11 protein-coding genes and 3 pseudogenes are annotated in these 14,722 nt (G+C 74.3%); 7 read left to right on the plus strand and 7 right to left on the minus strand.

Features of this window, described 5'->3' with window-relative positions; genetic code table 11:
• Together ABZ464_RS25525 and ABZ464_RS25530 are read right to left on the minus strand one after the other, a co-directional pair.
• Entirely contained in the window at positions 1-1,464 is a 1,464-nt protein-coding gene (locus tag ABZ464_RS25525) for a HAMP domain-containing sensor histidine kinase (RefSeq protein WP_359280094.1), read from the minus strand.
• On the minus strand, positions 1,451-2,131 hold the full coding sequence (locus tag ABZ464_RS25530) for a response regulator transcription factor (protein ID WP_359280095.1): 681 nt from the start codon (positions 2,129-2,131) through the stop codon (positions 1,451-1,453). The genes ABZ464_RS25525 and ABZ464_RS25530 overlap by 14 nt, the downstream gene beginning before the upstream one ends.
• A gap of 127 nt (positions 2,132-2,258) precedes the next feature.
• Between ABZ464_RS25530 and ABZ464_RS25535 the strand changes: the two are divergent.
• Positions 2,259-3,716: pseudogene (locus ABZ464_RS25535) on the plus strand (glycosyltransferase family 39 protein); the annotation flags it as partial.
• An 8-nt stretch (positions 3,717-3,724) separates the two neighbouring features.
• Here the strand turns inward: ABZ464_RS25535 and ABZ464_RS25540 are convergent.
• Both ABZ464_RS25540 and ABZ464_RS25545 read right to left on the minus strand, forming a co-directional pair.
• Positions 3,725-5,152, minus strand: a complete 1,428-nt coding sequence (locus tag ABZ464_RS25540) for a hypothetical protein (protein WP_359280096.1) — start codon at positions 5,150-5,152, stop codon at positions 3,725-3,727.
• 34 nt (positions 5,153-5,186) lie between these two features.
• Positions 5,187-5,612 carry a hypothetical protein gene (locus ABZ464_RS25545; RefSeq protein WP_359280097.1) on the minus strand — a complete coding sequence of 142 codons (426 nt, stop codon included), beginning with the start codon at positions 5,610-5,612 and terminating at the stop codon, positions 5,187-5,189.
• A gap of 135 nt (positions 5,613-5,747) precedes the next feature.
• Here ABZ464_RS25545 and ABZ464_RS25550 point away from each other — a divergent pair, with 135 nt between their 5' ends.
• The 3 genes from ABZ464_RS25550 to ABZ464_RS25560 are packed head-to-tail and all read left to right on the plus strand — an operon-like array spanning position 5,748 to position 11,352.
• Positions 5,748-7,127 (plus strand): hypothetical protein, encoded by a 1,380-nt coding sequence (locus ABZ464_RS25550; protein WP_359280098.1) that lies wholly within the window; start codon positions 5,748-5,750, stop codon positions 7,125-7,127.
• On the plus strand, positions 7,127-8,440 hold the full coding sequence (locus ABZ464_RS25555; protein WP_359280099.1) for a hypothetical protein: 1,314 nt from the start codon (positions 7,127-7,129) through the stop codon (positions 8,438-8,440). Before ABZ464_RS25550 ends, ABZ464_RS25555 begins: the two co-directional genes overlap by 1 nt.
• Positions 8,441-8,457: 17 nt before the next feature.
• A complete protein-coding gene (locus ABZ464_RS25560) occupies positions 8,458-11,352 on the plus strand; it encodes a hypothetical protein (protein ID WP_359280101.1) in 2,895 nt (964 codons plus the stop codon).
• An 18-nt stretch (positions 11,353-11,370) separates the two neighbouring features.
• Here ABZ464_RS25560 and ABZ464_RS25565 read toward each other — a convergent pair whose 3' ends face one another.
• The gene (locus tag ABZ464_RS25565) at positions 11,371-11,670 is read right to left on the minus strand and encodes a sulfurtransferase TusA family protein (protein ID WP_359280103.1); all 300 of its coding nucleotides are present in this window, start codon (positions 11,668-11,670) and stop codon (positions 11,371-11,373) included.
• A 17-nt stretch (positions 11,671-11,687) separates the two neighbouring features.
• On the minus strand, positions 11,688-12,218 hold the full coding sequence (locus ABZ464_RS25570; protein ID WP_359280104.1) for a DinB family protein: 531 nt from the start codon (positions 12,216-12,218) through the stop codon (positions 11,688-11,690).
• Between the two features lie 187 nt (positions 12,219-12,405).
• On the opposite strand from ABZ464_RS25570, the gene ABZ464_RS25575 reads away from it, so the two are divergent.
• Both ABZ464_RS25575 and ABZ464_RS25580 read left to right on the plus strand, forming a co-directional pair.
• A complete protein-coding gene (locus tag ABZ464_RS25575; protein WP_359280105.1) occupies positions 12,406-13,110 on the plus strand; it encodes a GNAT family N-acetyltransferase in 705 nt (234 codons plus the stop codon).
• Between the two features lie 87 nt (positions 13,111-13,197).
• Entirely contained in the window at positions 13,198-13,494 is a 297-nt protein-coding gene (locus tag ABZ464_RS25580; RefSeq protein WP_359280266.1) for an FAD-dependent oxidoreductase, read from the plus strand.
• Here the strand turns inward: ABZ464_RS25580 and ABZ464_RS25585 are convergent.
• Positions 13,398-13,981, minus strand: a pseudogene (locus ABZ464_RS25585) (YihY/virulence factor BrkB family protein); the annotation flags it as partial. The gene ABZ464_RS25580 and the pseudogene ABZ464_RS25585 overlap by 97 nt on opposite strands.
• Before the next feature lie 236 nt (positions 13,982-14,217).
• Between ABZ464_RS25585 and ABZ464_RS25590 the strand changes: the two are divergent.
• Positions 14,218-14,598, plus strand: a pseudogene (locus ABZ464_RS25590) (iron-containing redox enzyme family protein); the annotation flags it as partial.
• Positions 14,599-14,722: the final 124 nt, after the last annotated feature.

A 14,722-nucleotide genomic window follows, 5' to 3' on the forward strand; every position in this document is an offset into this window, starting at 1 on the left:
TCATTTCTCGGCTGGGGTGGGCGCTCGGGGGAGGCGTAGTCGGAAGCAGGCTCCGAGGGTTCGGGGGGTGAGGGCGAGGGTGCCTCGGTGGCGGTGGGCCAGGTCGCGGGCGATGGCGAGGCCCAGGCCGGTGCCGCCGTGGTCGCGGGAGCGGGCGTCGTCGAGCCGGACGAAGCGTTCGAAGATGCGCTCGGCGTCCTCGGTGGGCACGCCCGGTCCGTCGTCGTGCACCGTGAGGACGATCCAGGCGTCCTGGTTCCGTACGGTGATCTGGATGCGGTGTGCGGCGTGGCGGGCGGCGTTGTCGACGAGGTTGCGCAGCAGCCGTTCGTATTCGCCGGGGTTTCCGTGCACGTGTGCGGGGGCGGTGCTGTCGCAGGTGAGGGTCAACGGCCGTCCGGTGAGAGGGTATTGCTCGGTCAGCCGGGAGGCGAGGGCTGTCAGGTCGACGGTGTCGGGGTCGGCCGTGGGGGCGCGGGTGTCGAGGCGGGCGAGGAGCAGCAGGTCCTCGGCGAGGGCCTGGAGGCGGCGGGTCTGCCGGGCGGCGGTGGTGGCCGTGGCGGGCCAGTCGGTGCGTTCCGGGTAGGCGAGCGCGACTTCCAGGCTGGCCAGCAGTGTGGTGAGGGGGCTGCGCAGTTCGTGGGCGGCGTCCGCGACGAACCGGCGTTGCTGGGCGGCGGCGTTGTCGAGGCGCTGGAGGGTGGTGTTGATGGTGGTGGCCAGGGCGGTGATCTCGTGTCCCGTGGCGGGGACGGTGACGCGTTCGCGGGGGTCGCTCGCGGTGACCGAGGCGGTGAGGACACGGATGGCCTCGACCGGCCGCAGCGCGATCCGTACGGCGAAGTAGGCGACGGCGGCGATCAGTACGAGGCTGACGAGCCCGGCCCGCAGCAGCAGGCGGTCGGTGGTCGCGGAGATCACCTCGGCCGTGTGCGGGAGCACCACTACGTAGACCCGCATCCTGGCGTCGGCGGCGACGCCCAGAGCGGCGGCTTTGTCACTGCTCAGTTCACCGGCTCTGATGTCGGCCGTGAAGACCTCGTAGACCCCGCCGGCCATATCGCCCCTGAGTCCGGGGTTGTAGTCGCGGTTCACCGGCAGGCGGAAGAAACTGGGCGTACCTTCCCCCGTCGGGGCGGGCAGCACGTGGCGGGTCCCGGGATCGAAGGCGGCCATGCCCCCGCCGTAGGCGACAGCGGTGCGCCGACCGGTGGCGACGACCTCGTACGGCACGGTGCTGTCACGGACGGGAACCACACCTTCCTTCAGCTGGTCGACGAGAGTCCAGAGCTGTTCCAGGGCCTGTTCCCGGGCGATCTGCGTACCCTCGTGGTAGACGTCGCGGTGTACCCACCAGCCGATGGAGGCCAGGACGACAGCGGTGGCCGAGGCGACGGCCAGGGCCGCGCGGGCCCGTACCGAACGCGGCCACCAGCGGCGCCGCCGCGGCTCAGTCGCGTTCACGGTCGTCCACCAGCCGGTAGCCGGTGCCCCGTACGGTCTGCAGGGACTGCCGGTGGAACGCGGCGTCCACCTTCTTGCGGAGGGCGCTGACGCGCGCCTCCACCAGGTTGGGATCCTGGGCTTCGTCGGGCCACGCGTGATAGAGCAGATCCGTTTTGGAGACCGCCTGGCCCGCCCGGCGGGCCAGCAGCTCCAGCACGGCGAACTCCCTGGGCGTGAGGTCCACCCGGGCCCCGGCCCGGCGGCAGACCCGGCCGGCGACGTCCAACGAGAGGTCGCCCACGGCGAGGACGGGCGGGGCGACCGTGGCGGCTCGTCTGACCAGGGCCCGCAGCCGTGCGACGAGCACCAGGTAGGAGAAGGGTTTGGCCAGGTAGTCGTCGGCCCCCGTGTCCAGGGCCTCTGCCTGGTCCCAGTCCCCGTCCTTGGCGGTGAGTACCAGGATGGGGGTCGCGTTGCCCTCCCGGCGCAGCTGGGCGCAGACCTTGTAACCGTTGAGTCCGGGCAGCATCAAGTCCAGGACGACCAGGGCGTATTCGCCGGTCCGGGCCATCCAGAGTCCCTGCCGGCCGTCATGGGCGAGGTCGACGCTGTAGCCCTCGGCGGTCAGACCGGTGTGCAGCGTGTGGGCAAGGTCCACCTCGTCTTCGACCACCAGGATGCGCATGCGGTGCAGCCTCGCACAGCGCCGGCCCGCCTTCCTGATCGGCCGGTCAGGTTGGGTCAGCAACCGGTCAACGAGGTCCGGGCACGCTGGCGGAACGTCTCCGCCACTCTGAAAGGCCCTGTCACCGATGTCCGTTGCTGAACGTGGCCCCGCTGTGGCCCGGGCGGTTTCCCCTCCCGTACCCGCCCGTCGACGATCAACGAGCCCGGCCACAGCCGTCGTCGTCATCGCGCCCTCGGCGCTGACCGTCGCTCTGGGGCTCTGGGGTATCCGCAGGCAGAACACCATGTGGGGGGACGAGTCCGTCACCTATCAGCTCGCACACCGCGACCTCTCGCAGATATGGCTCACCGCCCAGCACATCGATCTGGTCCATGCCCTCTACTACGCCGTGATGCACGAGATCTTCGGTCTCTTCGGCGGAGGACTGCTCACGTTGCGGCTGCCGTCCGTGCTGGCCATGTCCGTGGCGGCGAGCGGAGTCGGACTTGTGGGGCTACGCCTGGCGGGACCCCGTGCCGGGCTGCTGGCCGGGCTGGTGTTCGCGCTCCTTCCCCAGGTACAGAAGTACGCGCAGGAGGGCCGCTCGTATGCCATGGTCTGTGCCCTGGTCACCTGGGCCACCCATGCGCTCGTGGTCAGTGTCCCGCAGCGCGCCCGGTGGCGGTGGGCGGTCTACGGCTCCACCATGCTGCTGGCCTGTCTGCTCCATGAGTTCGCGGTCCTCGCCCTGGTCGCACACGGCGTCACGCTGGTCGTCTCCCGTGTTCCACGACCGGTGCTGAAGGCGTGGAGTGTGACGGCCGCGGGCGTGGTGGCCGGGCTGTTGCCGCTGGCGATCCGTAGTGCGGGGCAGTCGGAGCAGGTGGCCTGGATCGGCGGACCGGTGCGGCTTCCCGGTGTCCTGGCCGTGGCGGTCGTGGGCGTGGCGTGTGCCCGACCGTCCCTGGGGGTGAGGGGGCCCGTCCGGCTTTCCGCGCTGGCTGTGCCGATCGTTGTGCTTCCGGGCCTGCTGCTGCTGATCGCCTCACTGGCCAAACCCCTTTTCGTCGACCGGTACGTGCTCTACAGCACTGTCGGAATCGCCCTGCTGCTGGGCGCCTGGACGGATCACTTCCTCCGGCGGCAGCGGTCCTCCCGCATCGCATGGATCGCGGCGGTTGCCGTACTGGCCGCGCTCGTCCCGCCGAGCCTTTCACTGAGGACGCCCCAGAGCCGGAGCAATGACGTCACCGCCATCGGCGCCGCCATACGCAAGGAAGGCCGTCCCGGCGACGGGCTGCTCTATCTCTCCGGCCGGCACCGGATCCTGACCGGGGCCCACCCCGAGGACACCCGTTCTCTGACGGATCTCGCCCTGGCACAGGATCCCGTTTCGTCGAACACGCTCGCAGGTGTCGAGCTTCCCGCCCGGGACATCGCGGCACGCATGCTGGAGTTCGACCGGATCGTCGCGGTCCGCGCGGCGGGTGCGTACTCTCCGTCCGACCCGCAGGAGGAGGCGAAGACAAGCACCCTGCGGCGCTACTTCCGCGCGCACGGAACAACCCATGTCAACGGGGCGCGCGTCACCGTCTATGTCCGAGCAACGGCTCACCGGGCCCCGGTGCCCGTGAGGCCCGCGTCCCGCAACACGTCCAGCACCGCCCCCGCCACCGCCCCCGTCCGGGGCCTGCGGAGGTCCAGGACGCGGGACGGGTTCGAGAGGGCGTGGGACGCCAGCAGGTGCATCAGGGGCCAGAGGACCTCGGAGCGTCGTGGCAGCGGGAATTCCCGGCCGTCCGGGGCGATGACCTCGGCCGTGGTGACGCCGGCGAGGAGATTGGTGCGGGTCCAGTCGACGTCGTACGAGCGGCCGTTCGGGCTGACACGGAGGACGACCTCCCTGGTGTGGTGCAGGACCGCGAGGTAGTTCATCGGCACCGTCAGCCGCCGGGCGGCGTCGAACGGGGGTGTGCCGTCCGCGGGCCGGATGCGCAGCACCGTGTCCAGGACTGGGCCGTGGTCCTGGAAGGTGGTCCTGCCGCGCATCTCCAGGAACCTGCCCCGCACCAGATGGCCACCGCGGCGCGACCACCGTCGGCCGACGGAGCCGAAGCCTCCCTCCTCGCCCGGGAGCCGGTCGGCCGGCAGCCGTGCCTCCTCCCCCGGCTCGGTGACCGGCGCCCGGTCCTCGGGGAAGGCGCGGGCGTGGTCGGCCACGGCGCTGTAGCGCGCCGCCGTTTCCCGGTCCAGGAGTCGCAGGTCGATCGTGTCCCCCGCCATCTCGACGCCTCCGACCGACCGCGAGATCCGCATCTGCGCCAGCTGGCGGCCGGGGCGTCTGGTCACATCGGTCAGCCGGCCCTCGAGGTCGATCACCCGGCAGGTCCGCGTACCCGCCAGCAGGGCGCTGCGCGGCCACTGGACGGTGACCCCGCCGGGGCCGTCGGGACCGGCCGGGCCGACGAGGACGGCCAGGCGGCCCGCCGTGATCGCCGACAGGCACAGGGGCGGCACCCGCCACTCGCCCGTGACCTCGAACCCGGCGCGCCCGCCCGCCTCGTCGGCCTCGTCGCCGGTCTCGTCGCCGGTGCGCACCCACAGCCTCATCCCGACCACCGGCGTGAACTCCGCGGGAGCGTAGTCGCCGCCGTACGTCGTGAACGTCGCCTCCCCGTCGGGGCTGTACCGCACGAGCCGGGCCTCCCGTACGTCCGCCCGCACCAACCGCGCGTCCACCGGGCCCGGTGCGGACCGGGGCGCCCACATCACGAAGGTGTCGTCCCCGTACGCACCGCTCCCGCCCTTCACGCGGTGCCTCCGCGTGATCCGGGGGTACTCCTGCCGCGTGGCCGTGACGGCCGTGCCGGGGATCATGACCGTACCGGCCAGCCCGATGCCGAACGAGGCCACCACCCAGAGCGGGTCGGCGCCGTCGCGCCAGGCGGCGTACGCCACGAAGAGGAAGACCGGGCCGGCCGAACCGCAGAGCGCGGCGAACAGCAGGTTCCCGACGAACACACCGACTTGGCTGGGCACTGTCTCTCCTTGGGGTGGTGCGGCCGAGCCGGGGTCACGGGTTCACTCCGTCCCCGGCGTAGAGGTAGCCGCCCGGCCGGGCCGGGTCGGCGATCAGGAGTACCTGGTCGCCGGGGCGGGGGACGCGCAGTTTGGAGACGAGGGTGCGGAGCGTGACCGGGACGGTCGTTCCGGACGGCTGGAGGACCAGGTCGACGACCGGGTCGTGGTTGACCAGTCGGCCGGTGTCGGTGATCGACACGAGGACGGCCGGTAGGGTCGGCGCGCCCGCGGCCAGCAACCGCTGCACCTCGTGGCCGGACTCGTACGCTCCGATCGACTGCTGGACCGCGGCGAAGTCCTCCTGGCCGAGGAACGCGCGCGTGACACGGCCGTAGAACCCCTTGCCGCTCGCCACCTTGCCGGCGATCTCGGCCGCCCGCTCCTCGCGGTTCCCGCCACGCTTCCCGAAGATTCCCATGACCACTTCTCCTTGTGGTGAGCCGGTTCTCCTTGTGGTGAGCCGGTGCGGTGCACGGTGGGGACGCTAGGCGGGCCGGGACGTCTACCGATCCCAGGTTCGCCCGCCTGTTCGGGGACGACGTAGGCTCCCCGCATGCCGCCCCCGCGCCAGCCGACCGACGCGTCCCGGTCCCGTGCCCTGGTCATCGACCGGGCCTGGCGAGACCTGGGGCCGGGGCTGGAGCCGCTGAGCGGCCCCGGCGGGGCCCCGTTGACCCGCACCGTCAAGCTGATCGTGCTGCCGCTGGTCGTCAGGCCCGCGCTCCGCCCCGACCTCGCGGCGGACTTCCTCGCACCGGAGCAGGCCGCGCGCCTCGACGCGCTGATCCGGGAGTCCGGTGCGCGACTGGCGGCGACCGCACACTGGTTCACGCTGCTCAAGAAGGCCCGCCGAGCGCTGCGCGTCGTGGCGGGGAACCCCCAGGACCTGTACTTCCAGCGCTGCTTCGAGCTGGCCACCGAGCACGGGGCGCCCGCGGCCGGCGCGGACGCGGTGGCGCGGGCGGTGGTCGAGGAGGTGGCGGACGCGGGCGGCGGACGCACCGTCGAAGCGCTGAAGGCACACCTCGCGGACGCCGGCCGGCGCGCCCGGCTCGACGGGGAGCTGGCCGTCGTATGGGAAAGCCGTCCGACGGTCCCGGCCACCGGTGTGGCCGTGGCGGTCACGCTGGCGGCCGAGGCCCTGGACGCCTGCGGTGCGCCGGGGCGGGCCGGGGACTCACCGGCGTACGCCTCCCTGGTCGAGGCGGGACACGGCGCTCTGTTCGGCCGGGCCCTGTGGGCATCCGCGAGCGGGGTCTGGGGCGCCGAGGGGCCGCCGGCGCATCTGGGGCTGACCGCGCGCCAGGTGCCGCCACGGCCGGAGACCGGCCACGGCGCCTCGACCGCCACGCTTCCCGCACCGCTGGACCGCACCCTCTTCGAACGGCTCTTCGTCGTGCTCCAGTCGTCCGCCCGGCGCGAGGAGCTGCCGACCGTGCCGGAGCTCGTCGCGCGGGAGGTCGGCCGCAGTTGTGCCCCGCTGGGCCTGTACGACGAGGGCCTGCGCGTCGCCCTCGTCCTCGGCGGACGGCTCGCGGTCGGCCTCGACCCACTGGGCACCGGCGCGGCCGCGCCGGGCCGCACCGCGGCGCACCGGGCCGTCAACAGCCGCTGGCGAAGGGAGGCTTCGGTCCTGCGCGCCCGCAGGATGACCGTCTCCCCCCGGCCCGACCCGGACGGCGGCGCCCTGGAGGCCCTCGCCCGGGACCTCCGCACCCCCTGGGCGGCCTACATGCGGCGGCTGTGGGTGCGGCTGCACGGACGGGACGCGCACGGCGCACCGCCGGCGGACCTCGCGGAGGCCTGGACGGTGCTCGACGGCGTCGCCCGCTCGGTGATGATGGACCACCGCGCCAGGGTCCGGTCGGCGCTGCGCACCCTGACGGCGCCATCGGCGACCGCGGTGGAACCGGCCGAGCCGAGGAGCGCGTGATGGCGGGGGCCGGGACGGACGTCCAGGTCGCACGGGGCGCGGACGGCGCGGTCCGGATAGCCGCCGGTTCCGTGCCCGGGCTCCTGGGGGCCTACGACGACGGGGGCAGCGGGGGCGCGGACTTCACGCGCTCCGTTCTCGACGTCGCGGGGGCCGTTCTGCTCTGGCCCGTCCTGGAGGACCCGGTCCTGCCGGTGGCGGAGGTCCACGACGCGGGGCGGGCCCAGCAGTGGCTGTGGGCGGTCTACGGCGAGCGCACCGCCGCCGCCGTGCACGCGTGCGCCCGCGGGGCGGGGGCGCAGGAGCCGGTGACGGTACGGGAGACGGCGGACCGCCCGGCCCCGCTCGCGGGCGCCGCCGCCCGGCTCGGCCTCGCGCACTGGGCGGCCCGGTGGTGGCCGGCCTCGTACCCGGACGGCATCGCGGCGCTCGAACCGGACGTGCTCGGGCTGGAGTCGGCCGCGCTCACCCACCGGTGCCAGCAGTTGTTCGACCAGGTCGGCGACCAGCCCGACGACTGCGTGGCCGAACTGATCGAGGAGCATCGGGCCGCCCTCGCCCCACTGCTGCGGTGGTGGCGGGCGGTGCCGCAACCGGCGGACACGGCACGCCAGTTGGACGGCGTCCTGCGACTGATCGACGACGCGGCGGACGGTGCGGGGCTGGACGGGCCGGAGCTGCGGCGGCTCCGCACGGCCCTCGACCGGGGTCCGGAGCCCGCGCGCACGGCCACCGCGGCCGACCCCGGCACGCTGTTCGCCCGGCAGGACGGCTACGCCCTCGCGGCGGGCGACGCGCGCGTCGCGGGCGGCCGGGTGATCGCCCGGGGCTCGGGGACCAACGACTGGCGCCGCTACCCGCCGGGGCTCGTCGACGCCGCCGAGGACGCGGTGTCCTGGACCGCCCGCGCGCTCGGTGCGCGACGGCAGGTCGAGGTCGAGGCCGTCGCGCACCTCGCGGCTCCCGGCACCGGTGACTTCCTCGTCGCGGAGGTCCGGGTGAACGGCAACCGCGTGGGCCGGGTGCCCCTCGCCCGACGGGACGACCTGTGGACCGGCCGGGCGGACGTGGAGCTGCCGCCGGATCCGTCGGACGCGACCGCGGCGCCGCGCATCGACGTCGAGGTCCTGCTCCCCGGTTTCGACCCGGGCGCGGGCCCCGGGAACCGCGCCGACCGTGACGCGGTCCGCGCCCTGGCCCGGCGGCGGCTGGCCGACGCGGCACGGCCCGTCGCGGACGGCGCCCACGACGGCGTACCGGGACCGTTCCTCGCCGAGATCCTCGCCGCCACTGCCGCCCGTGAGGACTACTGACCGATGGCGGCCGACCGATGACGGACGGGAGGGACACACCGGTGCGGCTGTACGGGGAACCCTTCGACAGCGGCTTCGCCCGGGCCCACGCGCATCACCTGGCCGCCGAGTTCGGCGCCGCGTGCGCCGGCTACGAGGAGCTGCTCACCCTGGCCGAGTCCCTGGAGGACTCCCCCGACGTACGGTTCCTGCGCGCGCACCTGCTGGCCGACCTCACGAGCGTCCTCCTCGCCGCCTCGGACCTGCCCCGGGCGGAGGACGCCGTCGAGCGGTCCCGCGCCCTGCTCGACGGCATCGCGTCGGCGCCGATGGGGCCGCGGGGCCGTCAGCTGTGGCGGGAGACCGTACTGCGGACCCTGATCGCCAAGTCCGACCTGCTGGGGAAGACCGGGCGCCTGGACGAGGCCCTGGCCTGTCTCGACGAGGCGGCGGCCACACTGCCCGGGTTCGACGACCCCGACGGGCTGCGCGCCGCCGAACTCGGCCTGAACCGGGTGCTCCTGCTGATGGAGCGCGGTGAGTGGGGAACCGCCGAGGAACACGCCACGCTCCTGCTGTCCACCACCCCGGCGACCGCGGCGGAGGCCCTTCCGCGCCTGCTGGTCGCGCTGGGCTCGATCTGTTCCGCGACCGGGCGGTACGACCCGGCCGAGGACCACTTCGCCCGCGCGGAGGACGGCTTCCGGGCGCTGGGCGACACCGGTGAGCGGCAGACACTGATCGCGCACCGGGCGTTCCTCGCGCTGCACCGGGGTGAACCCGACCACGCGGAGCGCCTGTTCGCCGAGGCCTCCGCCCTCTTCGAACGACAGCGGCGGTACGGAGACCTGGCGGTCTGCGAGCAGGCCCGCAGCCATCTCGCCGGGCTGCGCGGGGAGACGGCGCACGCGCACGACCTCATGACGGCGAGCAGGGAACGCTTCGTACGGCTCGGCGCCTCGGTCGCCGCCGCCGACACCCTGCTGCTGGGCGCTCAACACGCCTACGAACGGGGCGACATCGAGGAGATGCGGCGGCTGGCCCAGGAGGCCCGGGACGTCTACCGGGAACGGGGGATCCACGAGCGGTGCGCGCAGGTCGACCTCATGCTCGCGAGAGCCCTCGAGGACAACCTGAACCGGACGGACCACGGCGACCACGAGACGGCGTCCGTCGACACCGCGCTCTCCCTCGCCCTCCCCGCCGCGCTGGCCCTGGCCGCCGCACGCCACGACTTCGTCACCGCCCACGCCCGCAGTCAGTGGCTGGAACTGGCCGACGACGCCATGCGGCTGGCCTTCCGTCTCGCCGTACGCCGTCAGGACCAGGGGCTCCTCTTCGAACTGGTGGAACACCGCTGCGCTGGCGCCACCCTGGCCCTGGACGGTACGCAGGGCTCCTCCCGCGTGGTCGGGGCGCCGGTCTTCCCGGACCCGGCCATGAAGGCCTACAGCGAGGGCGACGGCGGGACCACGGCGCTCGGGAGTGTGGCCGCGGAGGCCGCCGTGTCCGCCGGTCTGCGCGTCGCGCCGCCGCCGAAGGTGCGGATGTCCGCGGAATCCGGCCGGGTCGCGCTCCAGGAGTTCGTCGCGGCGGCCGAGTTCCGCTACGGCCGACGGATCGTCGCCGAGGAGGAGGTGCCGTTCTGGAACGCCGACGAGCCGACCGGCCGACCGGTGGTCCAGGTCCGGCTGGCCGACGCGGGCGACCTGTTCATGACGTGGACCTGGGTCGGCGGCGCCCGGGGGTTCGGCACCGGACACGGTCCCGCTGCCGAAGTCGACGCTTCCGTGCGGGAGTTGGCCGCGGCGCTGCCCGGGGCGGATGAGGGGGCGACCGGGATGCGCCGCGCGTTCGCGTCGGGTGCGCTGGCCGACCGAGGGGCCGAGCGACGGCTCGCGCGGACGCTGGGCGAGGCGCTGTGGCCGGACGGGCTGACGGCGCAGCTACGGCAGGTGTCGGCGCGCGCGGGCCGGCCGCTGGTCCGCATCCAGCCCTCGCCCCGGGTCGCCCAGGTCCCCTGGGAGCTGCTGGCCGTCGACGACGGCGACACCCGGCTGATCGATCTGGCGGACGTGGCGACCACCGCGCCGACCTCGCTGCGGCGACGGAACACGCCCGACCGTCCGGGCACTTCCGATCGTCCCGGCGCCTCCGGCCCCGTCGTCCTCCTGCTCGACCCCCGCGTGCCCGGTTTTCGGGCCGCCTCCCCGCTCGGTTCGGTCCTGGGGCCGCCCGGCTCGGATCCGGACCTGCTCTGCCTGGTCGAGCGCCACCTGGGCGCGGGCGCCGTGGAACCGTCCCTCGCCGCCCCGGCGGAGGCGTTCCGCCGCACCGACCTGAACCGGGACTGGCTGAGCGACGTGCTGCGCAACGGGGCACGCCGGCTGATGTACGTCGGGCACGTGAGCGGCGCACCGGTCGAAGGCGGGCAGAGCGAGGACGGCGCCCTCCACCTGTGCTGCGGTGCGCAGACCGCCGGCCTGACCGAGCCGGTCCGCACCCATCGGCCGCTCTCGGCGAAGGATCTCCTGCTGGGCACGCTGCCCTTGCGCGGCGACGGCGAGCCGGGGTCGCGGATCTGGCCCGCGCCCCCGCGTGTCGCCCTGATCGGCTGCGAGAGCGGCGGCGATCTGCGGTTCGCCGAGTCGTTCGGCCTGGCCACGGCGATGCTCCACAACGGTGCCGAGCTGGTCACCGCCACCCGCTGGGCGCTGCCGACCAGCTTCGCCTTCCACCGGCTGGCCGGCCTGCCCGAGCAGGTACGGCCGCTGTCGGAGGCGATCGTCGCCGTCGACGCCGCCCATGAGGACGACGACCCCGTGCGACGACTCGGCCGCTGGCAGCGCGAGCGCCTGGACCGCTGGCGTGCCGACGGCCGGATCGAGCACGCACCCCTCCTCTGGGCGGCCATGACCTGCATCGTCGTGTGAGGACGGCGCAGTCGCGGCTCAGCGGTCCGCCCGTCGCCACGGCGTGTCGGGGCGGGTGGGGTGGGCGTCGGCGGCGAGGCGCAGGGCGTACACGTCGCGGTCGGTGCCGGAGACGGGGCCCAGGTACCGGTGGCCGGTCAGGTGGCACCAGGCGGGCAGGTCGAGCGGGGCGGCGGGGTCGGTCGCCACGACGTGGACGACGGTGCCCGGCGCCGCCCCGTCGACGGCCTTGCGCAGGCGCAGCAGGAGGGTGACGCAGAGCAGGCCGGTGCCGTCGACGGTGAGGACGCGGCGCTCCGCCTCGGGCCGAGGGGGCATGCGGTCTCCGGGGCCGGTTACAGGCAGTCGACGACGAGATAGCCGTCGACACGGCGTACGAGTTCGCCGTCGGGGTCCGGCGGGAGCGCGTGGCCGAGGTCGCCGGCGCGGACCTCGCCGATCCACTGGTCGTGCTGGTACTCGTGGTTGACGAGCGTGGTGAGCAGGTGGGTCGCGACGACGGTGAGCTGGGCGGGCGCTTTGACCCGGCCGGCGGCGATGTCGCCCATCCGGGCGTGGACGCGTTCGGCGACGGTGTCGCGGAAGGCGGTGAGCCGCTCGACGGTGGGCAGGGCTCCCCGGAAGCGCTCGGGGTTCGCCGAGTCCATCAGCGCGTCCAGCTCCGGGTCGGGGCTGGGTTCGGCCGCGGTGAGGTTGCGGATCATGAAGTGGGCGACATGGGCCTGGTGCCCCAGGTGCCAGCCGATGGCGCTGGAGCTCTCGTGCGGGCGCCAGATCACCTCGTCCGGCGTGAGGTCCTTCCAGAGGTCGTCGGTGTAGGCGCGGGCGCGGTCGTACTCGCGCAGCAGTGCCGCTATCTCGTGCATGCGGTCGCCTCATCTGTGCTCGGGGTGCCGCCCTGGCGTCGGTCGGCGCCCCAGTGCCTGGTTCCGCTCGAACCGTAGGGTGTCCCGGGTGCCCGCGGTAGAGAATCATGGCGAATGACGGCATAGGGAGCCGTTATGGCCCGGGCCCGCGGGCAGGAGCCGCACGACGAGAAGGAGCCACACGACGATGACGAGCGGTGACACCGCCGTGCTCGACGACCCCGTGGGCCGGTCGCTGCGGGGGCACCACGCGGCGCTCGCCCGCCGGCTCGGCCGGGCCGCCACCTATCTGCCGGACGTCGCGACCTTCTCGGCCGTCCCCACCGATCCGGCCCCGGAGGACTGGGCCGACCTGGCGCGGCTGCTCGGCCCGGGCGGGTTCGCCGACCTGTTCAGCTCTGCGGCGACCCCGCCGCCGGACTGGGAACAGGTGTTCGTCCTCGAAGGCCGGCAGATGATCCTTCCCGCCGGCCGCGGTCCCGGTCGGGCACCGGCCGCGCACGACGCCGACGTGGTCGAGCTGGGGCCGGCCGATGTGCCCGAGATGCTCGACCTCGTCGGACGGACCCGCCCCGGCCCGTTCTGGCCGCGCACCCACGAGCTCGGCACCTACCTCGGCGTCCGCGCCGACGGCAGGCTGGTGGCCATGGCGGGCGAACGGCTGCGGCCCCCGGGCTGGACCGAGATCAGCGCCGTCTGCACGGCCCCCGAGGCACGCGGGCGGGGCCACGGCATCCGTCTGGTCGGCGCCCTAGTCGCCCGCGTCCTGGCCCGGAACGAACGCCCGTTCCTGCATGTGGCCGAGACGAACACCGCCGCGATCGCCCTCTACGAGCGGCTCGGTTTCGACAGCCGGAAGCAGGTGACGTTCCGCGGGTTCCGCACCCCGTGACGGCTGCGGCGCCGGGGCCCCGCGCGAGGACCCGGGCCGTCCGCGCCCTCGTGCGTGTCACGGGGTGGCGGGGGGAACCCGGCGGCCATGAACGCCGAGCGAGGAATCCGCGGACCGTACCGGATCGAGACCGCGCCGGGCAGTGCCCCCGCGCCCCCGCCCTCCAGGGACCTCTCCGTCGAGGTCGCGGTGGTCGGCGGCGGTGTCGCGGGGCTCGGCACCGCCCGGGAGCCGGCCCGGCGCGGCCATGAGGTGGCCGTGCTGGAGGCAGACCGGATCGCCGCCGTCAGCGCGCTGATCACGGCCATCACCATGAGCACCACGGTCATCCCGACCCGCACCGGCAGCACCTTCCACAGCGGCCGGCCCTCGGGGACGTCGTAGACGGCGTTGGCGCTGCGGATGAACGCGGCGACATAGCCGGAGGCCGACCACACCGCGAGCACGAGGCCGACGACCGCCATGGCCGAGCCGAGCCCGGCCCGGCCCTGCATCTGGCGCACCGCGTCGCGCAGGATGTCCTGCGCGGGGCCCGGGGCGAGGGTCTCGATGTTGTCCAGCACCTGCTGGGTGGCCGACCGTCCGACGACGCCCAGCAGCGACACCAGCGCGAGCAGCGCGGGGAACAACGCCAGGATCCCGTAGTAGGTCAGGGCCGCCGCACGATCGGTCAGCTCGTCTCTCTTGAGCACTTCACGGTGCCTCTGAGCGCCGCCCCCCAGGAGCCTTTCGACAGGTCCGTCGGACTGTCCGGGGCTCGTCGCTCCGCCTGTTCGTCCGGGCCGGTCTCCGGGCCCCGGACGGTCTCGTCCTCTTGGTCGGCCGGTCCGCGCCCGGCGGGGCGCCCCTGCCGTTTCTCTGTTCGCACCATGGCCCCCGGGTATCCGGCCCGACGGCACCTGTAACGCGCCGGAAAGGTCGTACGTCGGCTGCCCAGGGGTACCCGTCCGCCGAGAAGCTGAAGAAGCCGGAGACGCCGAAGGAGCCGGAGTAGAGCGGACGCTGGACGAGCTCCAGCGCGAACCGGTCGGCGACGACGGCGGCGACAGCGGCGGCCTGTCGTGTTTCCTGCGCGGGCGGGCCAAGGCCGCCATGGTGGCCGTGGAGCTGTTCGCCCGCCTCATGGCGGACCTGGGCCGCCTGAACACCTCGTACGGCCACTATCTGGACGCGGCGCTGGCCACCGTCAACCCGATGTCCCTGCCGGGGCTGCACCGGGCCCTGCGCGGGGCGCTGGTCGGGCACTTCGCGGCCGTCGAGGTCACCTCCTCCCCGGCCTCCCGCCGGCTGGGCGCGGGCCCGGCGGCCGTCCGGTTCCACACCGAGCACGTGGAGGCGGACGCGGTGCGCGAGCAGGTCGTACGGCACGAGGTCGTCGCCGGCCTGCCGGCCCGCGAGCCGTGGCTGGACGCCGACGTGGTGTTCGGGATCCGGACCACCGGCCGGCTGGAGGACCGGCTCGCGGACCGGGTGCTGCGCACGCGGTGAGCGGGGCGGACGGCGTGCGACGGCGTGGATGTCGTGCGCAGGGCGCCGGGTACCCGCCACCCGGCGTCGAATGCCGGGGTGCGAGGCGTGGCGGACCGGGCGCGGGCCGGGGCGCCGGTAGCGT

The organism is Streptomyces sp. NPDC005820 (assembly GCF_040630255.1).
In the GTDB taxonomy this organism is placed as follows: domain Bacteria; phylum Actinomycetota; class Actinomycetes; order Streptomycetales; family Streptomycetaceae; genus Streptomyces.

What these genes read in the sequence shown, in the direction of transcription:
- ABZ464_RS25530 (WP_359280095.1), bottom strand. Translation starts at nt 2,131, where the DNA reads ATGCGCATCCTGGTGGTCGAAGACGAGGTGGACCTTGCCCACACGCTG.
- ABZ464_RS25545 (WP_359280097.1), bottom strand. Translation starts at nt 5,612, where the DNA reads ATGGGAATCTTCGGGAAGCGTGGCGGGAACCGCGAGGAGCGGGCGGCC.
- ABZ464_RS25550 (WP_359280098.1), top strand. Translation starts at nt 5,748, where the DNA reads ATGCCGCCCCCGCGCCAGCCGACCGACGCGTCCCGGTCCCGTGCCCTG.
- ABZ464_RS25555 (WP_359280099.1), top strand. Translation starts at nt 7,127, where the DNA reads ATGGCGGGGGCCGGGACGGACGTCCAGGTCGCACGGGGCGCGGACGGC.
- ABZ464_RS25560 (WP_359280101.1), top strand. Translation starts at nt 8,458, where the DNA reads ATGACGGACGGGAGGGACACACCGGTGCGGCTGTACGGGGAACCCTTC.
- ABZ464_RS25565 (WP_359280103.1), bottom strand. Translation starts at nt 11,670, where the DNA reads ATGCCCCCTCGGCCCGAGGCGGAGCGCCGCGTCCTCACCGTCGACGGC.
- ABZ464_RS25570 (WP_359280104.1), bottom strand. Translation starts at nt 12,218, where the DNA reads ATGCACGAGATAGCGGCACTGCTGCGCGAGTACGACCGCGCCCGCGCC.
- ABZ464_RS25575 (WP_359280105.1), top strand. Translation starts at nt 12,406, where the DNA reads ATGACGAGCGGTGACACCGCCGTGCTCGACGACCCCGTGGGCCGGTCG.
- ABZ464_RS25580 (WP_359280266.1), top strand. Translation starts at nt 13,198, where the DNA reads ATGAACGCCGAGCGAGGAATCCGCGGACCGTACCGGATCGAGACCGCG.